Origin of the sequence: Stenoxybacter acetivorans DSM 19021, assembly GCF_000745895.1 — a bacterium.
Classification (GTDB): Bacteria; Pseudomonadota; Gammaproteobacteria; order Burkholderiales; family Neisseriaceae; genus Stenoxybacter; species Stenoxybacter acetivorans.
Window position 1 is genome coordinate 1 of the sequence record NZ_JQKE01000025.1, and the last position, 14886, is coordinate 14886.

General features: G+C 46.6%; 15 protein-coding genes. 14 read left to right on the forward strand and 1 reads right to left on the reverse strand.

The genetic code is table 11. From position 1 onward, the window contains the following. The 3 genes from Q384_RS04580 to Q384_RS13215 all read left to right on the forward strand — a co-directional run. Positions 1 to 1643, forward strand: a 1643-nt coding sequence (locus tag Q384_RS04580) for a VENN motif pre-toxin domain-containing protein (RefSeq protein WP_037586252.1), incomplete at its 5' end; no start/stop codon positions are given. Between the two features lies 1 nt (position 1644). Beyond that, entirely contained in the window at positions 1645 to 2028 is a 384-nt protein-coding gene (locus Q384_RS04585) for a hypothetical protein (RefSeq protein ID WP_156956450.1), read from the forward strand. 130 nt (positions 2029 to 2158) lie between these two features. Beyond that, positions 2159 to 3073 (forward strand): hypothetical protein, encoded by a 915-nt coding sequence (locus Q384_RS13215; protein WP_037586255.1) that lies wholly within the window; start codon positions 2159 to 2161, stop codon positions 3071 to 3073. Here the strand turns inward: Q384_RS13215 and Q384_RS14245 are convergent. Next, positions 3033 to 3167, reverse strand: coding sequence for a hypothetical protein (locus Q384_RS14245; protein WP_281174500.1), 135 nt, complete (start codon positions 3165 to 3167; stop codon positions 3033 to 3035). The two genes, Q384_RS13215 and Q384_RS14245, sit on opposite strands and share 41 nt — an antisense overlap. Between Q384_RS14245 and Q384_RS12890 the strand changes: the two genes are divergently transcribed. From Q384_RS12890 to ndk, 11 genes are all read left to right on the forward strand, one after another. Continuing rightward, positions 3166 to 4383, forward strand: coding sequence for a VENN motif pre-toxin domain-containing protein (locus tag Q384_RS12890; RefSeq protein WP_169740834.1), 1218 nt, complete (start codon positions 3166 to 3168; stop codon positions 4381 to 4383). The genes Q384_RS14245 and Q384_RS12890 overlap by 2 nt on opposite strands. Continuing rightward, positions 4380 to 4733 (forward strand): immunity 8 family protein, encoded by a 354-nt coding sequence (locus Q384_RS04600; protein WP_037586257.1) that lies wholly within the window; start codon positions 4380 to 4382, stop codon positions 4731 to 4733. Before Q384_RS12890 ends, Q384_RS04600 begins: the two co-directional genes overlap by 4 nt. Positions 4734 to 4753: 20 nt before the next feature. Further along, positions 4754 to 5218, forward strand: a complete 465-nt coding sequence (locus Q384_RS04605; protein WP_037586258.1) for an Imm42 family immunity protein — start codon at positions 4754 to 4756, stop codon at positions 5216 to 5218. 10 nt (positions 5219 to 5228) lie between these two features. Continuing rightward, positions 5229 to 5822: an Imm42 family immunity protein gene (locus Q384_RS12605; RefSeq protein ID WP_051940462.1), complete on the forward strand. Its 594-nt coding sequence runs from the start codon at positions 5229 to 5231 to the stop codon at positions 5820 to 5822. Positions 5823 to 6046: 224 nt separating this feature from the next. Beyond that, positions 6047 to 7243 carry a beta strand repeat-containing protein gene (locus Q384_RS04615; protein WP_156956452.1) on the forward strand — a complete coding sequence of 399 codons (1197 nt, stop codon included), beginning with the start codon at positions 6047 to 6049 and terminating at the stop codon, positions 7241 to 7243. A gap of 25 nt (positions 7244 to 7268) precedes the next feature. Then, the gene (secA, locus tag Q384_RS04620; RefSeq protein WP_037586290.1) at positions 7269 to 9950 is read left to right on the forward strand and encodes a preprotein translocase subunit SecA; all 2682 of its coding nucleotides are present in this window, start codon (positions 7269 to 7271) and stop codon (positions 9948 to 9950) included. A 44-nt stretch (positions 9951 to 9994) separates the two neighbouring features. Then, complete coding sequence (gene cmk, locus Q384_RS04625) at positions 9995 to 10666, forward strand: (d)CMP kinase (RefSeq protein ID WP_037586261.1); 672 nt, start codon at positions 9995 to 9997, stop codon at positions 10664 to 10666. 163 nt (positions 10667 to 10829) lie between these two features. Beyond that, the gene (rpsA, locus tag Q384_RS04630) at positions 10830 to 12515 is read left to right on the forward strand and encodes a 30S ribosomal protein S1 (RefSeq protein ID WP_037586262.1); all 1686 of its coding nucleotides are present in this window, start codon (positions 10830 to 10832) and stop codon (positions 12513 to 12515) included. 6 nt (positions 12516 to 12521) lie between these two features. After that, positions 12522 to 12836: an integration host factor subunit beta gene (locus Q384_RS04635; RefSeq protein WP_037586263.1), complete on the forward strand. Its 315-nt coding sequence runs from the start codon at positions 12522 to 12524 to the stop codon at positions 12834 to 12836. A 218-nt stretch (positions 12837 to 13054) separates the two neighbouring features. Then, positions 13055 to 14212 (forward strand): cell division protein ZapE, encoded by a 1158-nt coding sequence (zapE, locus tag Q384_RS04640; protein ID WP_037586264.1) that lies wholly within the window; start codon positions 13055 to 13057, stop codon positions 14210 to 14212. A 230-nt stretch (positions 14213 to 14442) separates the two neighbouring features. Next, positions 14443 to 14868, forward strand: a complete 426-nt coding sequence (ndk, locus tag Q384_RS04645; protein WP_037586265.1) for a nucleoside-diphosphate kinase — start codon at positions 14443 to 14445, stop codon at positions 14866 to 14868. Positions 14869 to 14886 lie beyond the last annotated feature (18 nt).

Consider the following 14886-nt stretch of genomic DNA (forward strand, 5'->3'; position numbering starts at 1 on the left):
GCGACACCGAACACGCCAACTCAGTATTAGCCCCCATATTTAACTTGCAGAAAGTGCAGGACAATATGGCATTGGCGCAGGTGGTCAGCGAGATTGTGTCCACCATTGCCACCACCGCCGCCAATGTTCAAAAAGAAGAAAGCTGGCAGCAACGCGATGAAGCGTTAAAGGCATTGGAAGACACCCTTACGCCAGAGCAATGGGAAGAATACCGCGGTAAAACCAAAAACGGCTACAAACCGGAATACTTACAGCAGCAACTGGGCAATAGCCACCCCTTGTGGCAAAACTACGCACAGGCAGATCAGTTATACCAAAAAACCGAGCAGCAATACGGCATCGGCAGCCCTTACCAACGCGCTGCCCAAGCATTGGCAGCCTTAGCGGGCGGCATTGCCGGCGGCAACCTCAGCCAAGCGGCAACGGGTGCCGCCATGCCCTATGCCGCCAATCAAATCGGTCAGTATTTTAATGGTCAGGAGCCAACGGCAGCGAACGAAGCGGCAAGAATCTTAGCCCACGCCGCTTTAGGCGCAGCGGCGGCATACCTCAGCGGCGGTGCAGATGCGGCAGTGAGCGGTGCGGCGGGTGCGGCGAGCGGCGAAGTCATGGCAAAAATCGTTCACGAAACCCTGTTTGGAGGCAAACCGAACCAAGATTTAACCGAAACCGAGAAAGACCAAATCCGCGATATAGCGAACTTAGCGGCTGGCTTGGTTGGCGGCGTAACGGGCGGAGGTGTCGGTGCGGTAACGGGGGCTGTGGCGGGTGATAATGCGGTGGTGAATAATTATCTGAGCCAGGCACAGCAGGATCAGAGAGATAAAGAAATCGCCGCCTGTCAGAACCTATATTGTAGAGTAGAAGTGCGTGCGAAATGGACTGCCATTGACATAAAGCAAGATAGTAGTTTTGCGGCGGGAGTGATTGCCGGCGTTCCGATAGAGTTGTATGACACAGCTAAAGGTATTATATCGATAGCCACCAGTCCAATTGAAACTTATGAGGCACTAAAAGCCTTGTTTAGTAGCGATGATGTACTGAGCAAGATCTCAAATGAGGTAAAACAATCTTATATTGACCGTATTAACCATATGGAAATGGAATTCGAGAAAGCAGGAAGCAGCGGTTCATTTAATGCAGGCGTTGAAGGTGGCAAACTGATCACAGATATAGTGGGATTAATTGCCGGTGGTGCGGGTACTGTGAAAAGTGGTGCTACATTAACAGAAAAAATTGTGGCTAAGGTTACTGGTAAGTCTGGGTCGGTGGGAAAAGGGAAGACAGGAACTATTTTTGATTCAATTAAAGAAACTCAGCCTGTGTATCCTGGGTCGGTAATTCCTAAATCGTTTGAAATGACTTTGCCAAATGGACAAAAAGTATGGGTTCATGAGAACGCGACAGAACATATAGTTGAATATGCAGCATCTAAAGCTGTTACACATACACCAGAAGCTGTAAGGCTAGCTAGTCAGGTTGAGCTTAAAAGCTTTCAATCTGCTGTTAATACGGCGACTAAAAATAAAATTCCTTATAATGAAAGAATTACTGTAGATGGGTGGCAGCTAGAATTTAAACCTCCTCGTTCTAGTGATGAGTTGCCTACAATTATTCATGCTCGTTATGTGGGAGCTCACTAAAATGGATATAAGTATTAGTAATCCAATAAATATCTCAATGGATCTCCTAGAAATTGATAAGCATCTTCCGTCAATAAAATTTGACATTAAAATTAATGTCAAAAAATTTGGTTACTCATTGGTTGTAAATACACAAATATGGATTGAATGTAGTGTATTTGATTTATTTATAGAAGCTATGCGTAAAGGTGAAATTGCTAGGCTTATGGATATAAATAGACTTTTTGAATTGACTATAGACGTAGCACAAAATCGATTACAATGGTTCTGTGCTAAAGAAAACCTGGATGCTTGTATAACATTAGCGAAAGGTGAAGAAATGCTTACAAATGAATCAAGAGATATTATATACAGCACATTCAATGATTATCCACGATGGTGGTAACATCTGGGAAGTCAGTAATAATCAGTAACGGACAGATGTTACCGTTGGCAGAGATTTAACCCTCATCAGCCAACAAGACACCGACCAATACCAAAGCCGCCAAAACGACCAAAGTGTTTACGGCGAAGTCATGGTTTACGGCTACGGCGGCGGCAGCTTCAATGCCCAAGCAGGTCATCAAAGCATTGACAGCGATTACGCTTCGGTAAACGAACAAACCGGCATCTACGCCGGCGATGGCGGCTTTAATATTAAAGTAAACGGCACAACCGATTTGCAAGGTGCAGTAATCGCTTCAACAGCAAACAAAGATAAAAACAGCCTGATTACCGGCGAACTGAAATACAGCGACTTAAACAATCATGCCGAATATCAAGCTGTGGGCGGCAGTGCCGGCATCGGCAGCGCACCGCCGCCAAGCGCAAGTTACCAAAGCGGTGATGCCGACAGCACCACGAAAGCGGCAATCAGCGAAGCCACTATCATCATCGACGGCAAACAAGCCACCGATGCGCAATTGGCAGGCTTAAGCCGCGATACCGAACACGCCAATCAGGTATTAAAACCCATATTTGACTTGCAGAAAGTGCAGGACAATATGGCACTGGCGCAGGTGGTCAGCGAGATTGTGTCCACCATTGCCACCACCACCGCCAATGTTCAAAAAGAAGAGAGTTGGCAGCAACGCGATGAAGCGTTAAAAGCATTGGAAGACACCCGCCCGAGCAATGGGAAGAATATCGCGGAAAGACTAACAACGGCTACAACCCGGAATATTTACAGCAGCAACTGGGCAATAACCACCCCTTGTGGCAAAACTACGAACAGGCAGACAAGCTGTACCAACAAACCGAACAGCAATACGGCACCGGCAGCCCTTACCAACGCGCCGCCCAAGCCTTGGCAGCCCTGGCGGGCGGTATTGCCGGTGGCAACCTCAGCCAAGCGGCAACGGGTGCCGCCATGCCCTATGCTGCCAACCAAATCGGTCAGTATTTTAATGGTCAAGAGCCAACGGCAGCGAACGAAGCGGCAAGAATCTTAGCCCACGCCGCCTTGGGCGCAGCGGCGGCATACCTCAGCGGCGGTGCAGATGCGGCAGTGAGCGGCGCGGTGGGTGCGGCGAGCGGCGAAGTCATGGCAAAAATCGTTCACGAAACCCTGTTTGGCGACAGACCGAACCAAAAATTAACTGAAGCTGAGAAAGACCAAATCCGCGATATAGCGAACTTAGCGGCTGGTTTGGTTGGTGGCGTAACGGGCGGAGGTGCCGGTGCGGTAACGGGGGCTGTGGCGAGTGATAATGCGGTGGTGAATAATGCGCTGAGTAACGCTTCAGGAGAAAACAAACTTAACGATAAGGAAAAACAGCTCAATAAAAAATTAAAAGCAGCAGGGGTTCAAAGCGCTGATGATTATCAGCAACGATATGATGAATGTAAAACTGATGCTTGCCGCCAACAAGTAAATGCTGATTATCGTTATGCAGCAGAGTTAGCCGACAGAATTACGTTGGCTATGTATAACAGCGGTCAATTAACGGCAGACGAATTCAAAATACTGGTTACTTCGTATGCAAATAAAATGATGCAGGGAGCAGGAGACAGTGAACAAGCATCAAATACAGGCGGAGAAATCTATACGCAAAACGGTGCGACATGGTCGCCAGCCGGTGTTATAAACAATCCTTATTTTGATGAGATAAATACTCGTGTATTGTTGTCTGATCTAAAATCTGAGGGAGCAAGTGATGAACAAATTGCCAATCGGCTGCAACAAAATCAAATTGCCCGTGATTATTTATTTTCTTTGCCTCCTCAGGAACAGGTTGCGTTGTTGTTGGCAGAAGGATTTGCGATACAGACCGTTCTGAATGTGGTTACTAAGGTGAAGGGTGGTGCAGTACTGACGGATAAAGCAGCAGCTGGTAAGGGTGATAAAACAACGAGTGGTGCAGAGAATGTCGCGACTTATCCGAAACTAAAAGATGAACTGATGCAGCAGAACCTGAACAATATTGCGAAGCAAGATTCGAGATTGGCAGCAGCAGCTAAAGGCAGTGGCACGACAAACCCCAATTTTTCTGTCGGAATGGGAACTGCGGATGAAGCAAATAGGTTAGGTAAAATTTGGGTGGGAGATGGGGCTAGATTGGTTGATAACCAAAAAAACTGCCCTGGTTGTTGGATTAGTGCCGATGGTTCTCGTTTGTATAGACCACCAACAGAAAAAGCGAATACTCCAACTCATTTTAATCCTACAGGGATACAGGCTAATTTCCAAATATTAGAAGTTAATCCTACTACTGGGAAATCAGTAACAATCAGCAACGGACATATGAGCATTAATAAATGAAAGCAATATTAAAAGGTATGTGGGTTTACTCTGCTAATTTCAGCTTAGAGAATTATAAGCCTGAAGAGAAAAATTGTTTTACCTTGTTGGTTAATTTAGACATAGGATTTATTGATGAAACAGGGGCAGATTCTTTTAATTTACACATCTGCACTCCTGAATGGCTCTGTAAAAATCAGTGGTTACCAGAGCTAATGCGGCACACGTTACTGGTACGTAAATATGATTTGAATGAAATCACAAAAACCATTACTGATTATATTGATCAGTGTGAGGGCAATGACTGGATGGAAATAGCCCAAAAACTCTCCCGTGTTTTTGCTTGGGAGTTTGAAGACTATCAGCCTTGAAAATTAGGAGTTAAATTAAAATGATTTTTGGTGATCCTTATGATTTTGCACTTCAGTTTCAAATTGTCGAAAATTGGAATAATGAAAATAATTTCTGGAAGAATGGCATGTTTTATTTTTATTTAAATGGGGAAGCTATTTTTAATAAAGTGTGTGTATCTGAATTAAGAAGTGTATATGCTACCTATTTTGATATTAACTTAATACAAGTACCTAAGAATGATATAAATATATCTGCCCTTGAGTTATTTCAAAATGCTGATAATCATTTTTTTAAAACTGGTGAGGATTTAATTTCTGGTATATTGGATTTAACATGTACAACAATGAGGGATAATGGTTATGATATTTATTTTTTAGGAACAAGCTCTGGTGATCGATTTGTATGGAGTTCTGATTCAGGAAAAACTATAAATGAGATATTTTTTAAAAAAGAAATTTTTTTTAATACAATTAGTAAAATGCCAGCAGATTTTATAAGGTAAATTGGTAAAAATGATTATTGGAGATTATGAAAAATTTGGCTTTTTAATTGAATATGATGCTAATGCTTCAGTTGATCCAACATTTATTGAAGGCTTTTTTGTAATATATATCAATGGTAAAATGTACCCAGAAAAATTTAACCATTATGTAACACTCAATAGAGATGTTGAATATTTATTAAATAACTCATCTTTTATAGAAATGCCTATTAATAAAAGATTATTTGAAATAGATAAAAAACAGGCAATTGTTGAGATGTTTATGTTGTCAAATATTCTTATTTTGGATGAAGATAATCGTGAAGACTCAGATAACTTAAAAGAGGATTATACATACAATGCTATATCATCTCATTTTACAGATGGAGAATATGGTGAAATATTTTCTGTTAGTAATGGAGAAATGATAAGAATTTTAGGGGGGAAGCTTCTTTCTGATTATGATGAAGAAAAATGTTGCTATATTAATTATAGACTATCTGATGAAATTGATGAAATTTTTATACTAAAGTATGAACTAGAATATTATATTTCCAAACTTAAAAAATATTATACAAAAATTAAACAGATTCATAAAAAACGTTTTGATTATACATATAGTTAAACTATTAAATTTTTCAAAACGACTTACCGGAAAGATTACGGTTAATTACTTGAAATCTGCTGAATAGGCTGTGTTTATTTATTTTGAAAATAATAATAGTATAGCTATAACTAAAAATAGAGATAAATCAACTTGTAGAAAAGCTAACATTATTTTATACACAATTAGAAAGAGAAGTTTTATATATTGAATAATAGAAAAATAATTTAAATGGTTATTAAATTTTGAACTTAAAACCGCTTTCATTCGCGTTACTCGCCCTATTGAGTAATCAAGTCATTCACGCCGCCACAGGCTGCCTGACCGATGCGTACGTCCATTTTTCTCAGACCCAAAACGGCAACCACATCGCCGTCAATACCGGCGAGCCAACCCATGCCGGCAGCGTTCTGCCCAACAACAGCCTGTACCACATCAACCCCCAGCCCGGCGGCTATCTGGTTGAAACCGACCCGAAGTTTACCGACCACAAACATTGGCTGGGCAGCGACTACCTGCTGCAGCAACTGCAGCTTGACCCGCAGCGGGCGCAAAAACGCATAGGCGATGCCTTTTATGAGCAGCGGCTCATCAACGAACAAATCGCCAACTTAACCGGACAGAGACGTTTAGAAGGCTATCAAAACGACGAAGAACAGTTCAAAGCCCTGATGGACAACGGCGCCACAGTTGCCAAACAAATGAACCTCACCCCCGGCATCGCCTTAAGTGCCGAGCAAGTGGCGAAATTAACCAGCGACATCGTTTGGCTGGTCAGCGAAATCATAACCTTAGCAGACGGCAGCGTTCAAACCGTTCTCGTACCCAAAGTGTATTTAAAACCGCAGACACAAGACCTGTATCCGGGCGGCGCATTGGTGAGTGCCGAAGCGGTACTGCTCAACCTCAGCGGCGACATACAAAACAGCGGCAGCATTTTAGGCAGACAACTGATTGATTTAACCGCCGCCAACATCCGCGACACCCACGGACAGCTCAGCGGCGCAAACATACAAATCAAAGCGGCGGGCGACATAGACCTGCACGGCAGCAGCATACACGCCGCAGAAGCATTAACCGCCCTGGCCGGTAAAAACCTGAACATCGAAAGCAGCGGCTACCGCAACCAAGTACACATTGAATCCGAAAACGGCAGCGTCTTTGACGGCAGCCGCAGCGGCATTGACCGCGTGGCGAATTTAACCGTCAGCGGTGCGGGCAACCTCATCTTAAGCGGCAACAACATCAGCCTGAAAGCCGCCGACCTTGCCCACAGCGGCAGCGGCAACATCTACATCGCCGCCGCCGACAATCAATACCAAAGCCACACCGACAGCCGCTCATCGGGTTTCAACATCAGGCAATCTTATCAATTTGAAACAAAACATCTTCACGGCGATGATGTGCTAAAATTGCATGTTATTCTGTTTCCACTTATATAAACCGCCCGTAAAGCGGTATCCCATTATGCTGACCAAACTAGCAAAAAAAATCATCGGCAGCCGCAACGACAGGCTGCTTAAGCAATACCGCAAAGTTGTTGCCAAAATCAACGCTCGCGAAGCCGAATTACAAGCCTTAGACGACGATGCGCTGCGTGCCAAAACCGCTGAATTCAAACAGCGTTTGTCTGACGGAGCAACGCTTGACAGCTTGCTGGAAGAAGCATTTGCCGTGTGCCGCGAAGCCAGCCGGCGCACTTTGGGCATGCGTCATTTTGATGTGCAGCTGATTGGCGGCATGGTCTTGCACAACGGCAAAATTGCCGAAATGCGCACAGGCGAAGGCAAAACCTTGGTTGCCACGCTGGCAGTGTATTTAAACGCGCTGGCAGGCAAAGGCGTTCATGTGGTAACGGTGAACGACTATCTGGCGCAGCGCGATGCCGCCACCCTTGCGCCTTTGTATCACTTCTTGGGTTTAAGCGTGGGTGTGATTATTGCCAATATGGATTCTCAGGAAAAACAAGCTGCTTACCACGCCGACATCAGCTATGGCACAAATAATGAATTCGGCTTTGATTACCTGCGCGACAATATGGTGAATGATGTGCGCGAAAAAGTGCAGCGCGGATTGCATTTTGCCGTGGTTGATGAAGTGGATTCCATTCTCATTGACGAAGCGCGCACACCTTTGATTATTTCCGGTCAGGCTGATGACAATGTCAGCTTGTATCAAGTGATGAACCAAATTCCGCCTTTATTGCAGCGGCAAACCGCCGAGGACGGTGAGGGCGATTATTGGGTGGACGAAAAAGCCCACAGCGTATTACTCAGCGAAGCGGGGCACGAACACGCCGAAGCAATATTAACGCGCATGGGTTTACTCAAAGAAGGCGATTCGCTCTATTCCGCCGCCAACATTATGCTGATGCACCATTTAATGGCAGCATTGCGTGCACACAGTTTGTATTTCAAAGATCAGCATTATGTGGTGCAAGACGATGAAATTGTGATTGTCGATGAATTCACGGGGCGTTTAATGGCAGGTCGCCGCTGGTCTGACGGCTTGCACCAAGCGGTGGAAGCCAAAGAGGGCGTGGAAATCAAGCGTGAAAACCAAACTTTGGCGTCTATCACTTTTCAAAACTATTTCCGCCTGTATCAAAAATTATCCGGCATGACCGGCACGGCGGATACAGAAGCGTTTGAATTTCAAAATATTTATGGCTTAGAAACCGTTATTATTCCCACCAACCGCCCAATGGTGCGCAAAGACTTAAACGACCAAATCTACCGCACCGCCGAAGAAAAATACGAAGCGGTGGTTGCCGACATCAAAATGCGGCATGAAGCCGGACAGCCTGTTTTGGTGGGAACAACCAGTATTGAAAACTCGGAATTGGTGTCAGAACTGCTCAAAAAAGCGGGTTTGGCACACAATGTCTTAAACGCCAAAGAACACGCCCGCGAAGCCGATATTGTGGTACAAGCCGGCCGGCCGGGCATGATTACCGTTGCCACCAATATGGCGGGGCGCGGTACTGATATTGTGCTGGGCGGCAACATTAAACCGCAAATTGATGCCATTGCCCGCGATGACAGGCTGCCTGAAAACGAAAAAAAAGCCAAGATTCAGGCCTTGCAGCAGCAATGGCAATACGATCACGACCAAGTCATCGCCGCCGGCGGTTTGCACATCATCGGTACGGAACGCCACGAAAGCCGCCGCATTGATAATCAATTGCGCGGCCGCTCCGGCAGACAAGGTGATCCCGGTTCCAGCCGTTTTTATCTGTCATTTGAAGACACTTTGCTGCGCCTATTTGCCTTAGACCGCGCCGCAGCCATTCTCAACCGCTTGGCGCCCGAACGCGGCGTTGCCATTGAAGCGGGCTTGCTCACCCGCCAAATCGAGGGCGCGCAGCGCAAAGTGGAAAACCGCAATTTCGATATGCGTAAACAAGTATTGGAATACGATGATGTTGCCAACGACCAGCGCAAAGTCATTTATAACCAGCGCGCCGAAATTTTGGAACACGAAAACATCGGCGAATGGGTGCGCGAAATCCGCCATGATGTATTGGTGGATTTGGTGGACACTTTTGTACCGCCTGACAGCATGGAAGAAGAATGGGACATTGTCGGCTTGGAACAAAAACTCATCAGTGAATTCCACACCCACGCGCCCGTTGGTGAATGGCTGAAAGAAAATCCGTCGCTGGGCAACCAAGATATTCGCGACCGCTTAATTGCGCAAGTCGAAGCCGATTATGCCGCCAAAATCGAGCTGGTCGGACACGTTGCCATGCAGCAGTTTGAGCGCAATGTTTTGCTCAACATCATCGACAGCAAATGGCGCGAGCATCTGGCAGACATGGATTACTTGCGCCAAGGCATTCATTTGCGCGGTTATGCCCAGAAAAACCCCAAGCAGGAATACAAGCGCGAATCATTTGAAATGTTCCAAAACCTGTGGCAAAGCATTCAATACACCGCTGCCTCAATTTTGATTTCCGTGCAAGTTGAACCCAATCCGACAGAAGCAGCCGCGCCGCCAGAAACCGCGCCGCACGTTCCCGTTTTGTCGGCAGATGATGATTTAAGCCCGTCCGCTTTGGAAGCGCGCGGCATCGTTATTCACCGCAACGACCCTTGCCCCTGCGGCAGCGGTAAAAAATACAAGCAATGCCACGGACAATTGGCGTAATCCTGCGCCGGCTGCCTGAAAATCACATAATCAGATGATTCGCCATGACCAAGACAGCAAATCTTGACCAAAAAGTCATCGCCATTGACGGACCGAGTGCCTCAGGCAAAGGCACAGTAGCGGCACGGGTGGCGGCGGCTTTGGGCTGGGCTTATTTGGACTCCGGTGCGCTGTATCGGCTCACCGCTCTGTACGCACAACGGCAAGGCGTGAGCCCTGAAAACGAATCGGCGGTGGCACAGCTGGCGCAGCAATTGCCGGTGCGCTTTACCCAAGAACACATTTGGCTGGACGACGAAGCCGTTGATGATGCGATTCGCACCGAAGAAATCGGCATGAATGCCTCTGTCATTGCACAATGGCAATCGGTGCGGCAAGCACTATTGCAGCGCCAGCGCGATTTTTTAACCGATCAAGGTTTGGTTGCCGACGGGCGCGACATGGCATCGGTCGTGTTTCCAAATGCGCGTCTGAAAGTATTTTTAACCGCCGATGCACGCGTCCGCGCCGCGCGCCGCGCCAAACAGCTGGGACTGCCTGAAGAAGGCGACGCATTTGACGGCATCTTGCGGGACATTGAAAAACGCGACGAAGCCGACCGAAACCGCTCGTTTGCACCGCTGCAAGCCGATCCCGATGCCAAACGGCTGGACACATCAGCTTTGAGCATTGAAGAAAGTGTACAAAAAGTACTTGATTGGTATCGACAAATCTGAAATTCGTGTACAATACCTCGCTTTAATCCCCTGTTTGCCTGAGCAATGGCGGCAACCTTTTCAGGCAGCCTGAATGTATTTTTACGGCGATGACAGCCAAGGAATTCATCGCTTTTTTTAACCAACCTTTGTATCCCTTGGCGGTACGTTTTGAGAAAACAGAATGACTATGGAAAGTTTTGCCCAACTGCTTGAAGAAAGTTTCACCCTGCAAGAAATGAACCCCGGTGAAGTCATTACCGCGGAAGTCGTGGCGATTGACAATAATTTCGTTACCGTAAACGCCGGTTTAAAATCCGAATCACTGATTGATGTAAACGAATTCAAAGATGCAGCGGGCGAGATTGAAGTAAAAGTTGGAGACTTTGTTACCGTAACCATCGAATCCATGGAAAACGGCTTTGGCGAAACCAAATTATCGCGCGAGAAAGCCAAACGCGCCGCCGATTGGATTCGCTTGGAAGAAGCAATGGAAAGCGGTGAAATTTTATCCGGCGCAATCAACGGCAAAGTCAAAGGCGGCTTAACCGTGATGATCGGCAGTGTCCGCGCTTTCTTACCCGGTTCATTGGTTGATGTGCGTCCGGTAAAAGACACTTCACCCTTTGAAGGCAAAGAGGTTGAGTTTAAAGTGATTAAACTCGACAAACGCCGCAACAATGTGGTGGTTTCCCGCCGCGCGGTGTTGGAAGAAACATTGGGCGAAGAGCGCAAAGCCTTGCTGGACAACCTGCAAGAAGGTACTGTGGTTAAAGGCATCGTGAAAAACATCACCGACTACGGCGCATTTGTGGATTTGGGCGGCATCGACGGCTTGCTGCACATCACTGATTTGGCTTGGCGCCGCGTGAAACACCCGAGCGAAGTATTGGAAGTGGGTCAAGAAGTCGAAGCCAGAGTGCTGAAGTTCGACCAAGAGCGCAGCCGTGTGTCTTTGGGCATGAAACAATTGGGCGAAGACCCGTGGAGCGGTTTGGCTCGCCGCTACCCGCAAGGTACGCGTTTATTCGGTAAAGTAACCAACCTCACCGATTACGGCGCATTTGTAGAAATCGAACAAGGCATCGAAGGTTTGGTACACGTATCCGAAATGGATTGGACCAACAAGAATGTTCACCCAAGCAAAGTTGTGCAAATGGGCGATGAAGTCGAAGTGATGATTTTGGAAATTGACGAAGACCGCCGCCGCATTTCTTTGGGCATGAAACAATGCCAGCCCAATCCGTGGCAAGAATTTGAAGCCAATTACAATAAAGGCGACAAAATCAAAGGCGCGGTTAAATCCATTACCGATTTTGGTGTATTCATCGGCTTGCCCGGCGGCATTGACGGCTTGGTGCATTTGTCTGATTTGTCTTGGACAGACGGCGGCGGCGAAGAAGCTGTGCGTCAGTTCAAAAAAGGCGAAGAAGTGGAAGCCATGGTATTGGCAATTGATGTTGATAAAGAGCGCATTTCTTTGGGCATCAAACAGTTGTCTGGCGATCCGTTCAGTAACTACATCGCCGTAAACGACAAAGGCAGCATGGTTAAAGGCGTGGTAAAATCACTTGATGCCAAAGGCGCAGTGATTACTTTAGACGGCGATGTGGAAGGTTATCTGCGCGCTTCTGAAGTGTCTAATGACCGCGTTGAAGACATTCGCAATGTGCTGAAAGAAGGCGACGAAGTCGAAGCCGTCATCACCACGGTTGATCGCAAAAACCGCAGCATCAATTTGTCGATTAAAGCCAAAGACGCCAAAGAAACCAGCGAAGCACTGCGCAACGTTACCGCCGGCAACGTCTCTGCCGGTACCACCAGCTTGGGCGACTTGCTGAAAGCCAAATTGTCCGGCGACAACGAGTAAGTAATTATGACTAAATCCGAATTGATGATGCGGTTGGCTGAAAGTTATATTGCCCGAAATCCGCAGACACAGCTGGTTGCCAAAGACCTTGAGCAAAGCGTGAAAGTATTGGTAGATACAATGGTTCAGGCTTTATCTCAGGGCGAGCGGATCGAAATTCGCGGATTTGGCAGTTTTGATTTGAATTACCGCCCTGCGCGAATCGGCCGCAATCCGAAAACCGGTGAAAAAGTAGAAGTAGAGGCAAAATACGTGCCTCATTTCAAACCCGGCAAAGAATTGCGCGAACGCGTGGATCAGTCCGTTGCACAGAAAAAATAACGCAATCTCTCGTTTATCTGACACAACGCCGCTTTATGTAAGCGGCGTTTTTTTGATGCGTTACTGCACCTTGTGGTAATGTTTCGCCTATTTACATTAACAAACATATTTATTGCGCAATGAAATCTGCTTTTCAGGCAGCCTGAAAAGCGGAGCGATTGAAAACCATTGAGTCATATTGATGATTAATGGCTAACCGCAAAAGAACCGATTGAGAAATGACAAATCCCCTATTCACTATTCCCGATTTTCAAAATCACAGCCCTTTAACGTGGTATCAAGCCGCCGAACAGCAGCCGGGGTTTATCAGCGATACCTCTCAATTGCGCGCGATTAAAGTGCTTGATAAACTTTGGTCGGATTTAATGATGTTTAAACGCAAACGCAACCGCTTTTTGGGGCGCAGTTTGCGTTCACCGCAAACGCCGAAAGGTTTGTATTTTTACGGTGGTGTCGGGCGCGGCAAAAGTTTTTTAATGGACGCGTTTTACGGCTGCCTGCCATATCGGCGCAAACGGCGTGTGCATTTTCATGCGTTTATGGCAGACATTCATCATCGTTTGCAAAATCACAAAAGTGAAGCCAATCCCTTGCGGACGGTGGCAACGGAAATCGCCAATGAAGTGCGCGTATTGTGTTTTGATGAATTCCACGTCAGCGACATTGCCGATGCCATGATTTTGGGGCGTTTGCTCGAAGGTTTGTTCGCAGAAGGTGTGGTGCTGGTCGCCACCTCCAATTACGCACCCGCCGAGCTTTATCCGCTCGGACAAAACCGTTCCGGCTTTTTGCCCACCATTGCGCTGATTGAGCACGAATTAACCGTATTAAACGTGGACGGCGGAGAAGATTACCGATTGCGCACCCTCAGCCCTGCCGATGTGTTTTATGTACCGAACAGCGCGGAAAACGAAACCCGTTTGGCGCAATTGTTTTCACGCATGAATCACGGCGAAGCGGCACAAGCCGGCAGCATTGAGATTTACGGGCGGACATTACCGACACTCGGGCAAACCGACAGCAGTATTTGGTTTGATTTCGATACCCTTTGCCGAGGCTTGCGTTCACAGGCAGATTATTTGGTGCTGGCAGAACGCTTTCGTATGGTGTTTTTGTCAGGCATTGCGCGTTTATCCCAAACCGAGCGCAATGAAGCGCGCCGCTTAACTTGGTTGATTGACGTGTTGTACGATTACCGCGTCAAATTATGCGCCACTTGCGCTGTGCCGATTGATGAAATCTACACTGAGGGCGATTTTGCCAATGAATTTACCCGCAGTGCCAGCCGTTTGATCGAGATGCAATCAGAATCCTACCTGGCTTTAGCACATTTAACGCTTGATGCGCCCAAAACAACGGCAGAAACATCAAGTTAAATGGCATTAAAAGTATTAAAACACCCAAAATATTGATAAAATGATGTATTGACTTTCCAATATTCCCGCCTTATGGCTGAACCCAGGTATTCCGTGCGAATCGCAGCGGTGAAATGTCATAAGGGAAACGTGGTCAGAGAAACGGTGCAGTAGAATAAAAAATAATTCAACTGCATCAAAAAGCAAGTATATTTCATTATCAACGTTACAAAACACTCGGAGCAAAACACATGTCTGTTGAACGTACCATTTCCATTATCAAACCCGATGCCGTTGCCAAAAACGTTATTGGGCAAATTTACAGCCGCTTTGAAAACAACGGTTTAAAAATCATTGCAGCCAAAATGAAACACTTGAGCCAAGCCGAAGCCGAAGGTTTTTACGCCGTACACAAAGCGCGTCCGTTTTTTGCCGATTTGGTAACATTTATGACCAGTGGTCCGGTGATGATTCAAGTGTTGGAAGGCGAAAATGCCGTTGCCAAAAACCGAGAATTAATGGGTGCAACCAATCCGAAAGAAGCCGCTGCCGGCACTATTCGCGCGGATTTTGCCGAATCCATTGATGCCAATGCCGTACACGGTTCAGACAGCCTCGAAAATGCCGCCATTGAAATCGCCTATTTCTTTGACGACAGCGAAATTTGTCCGCGTTAAAAATTTTCAATTCAGGCA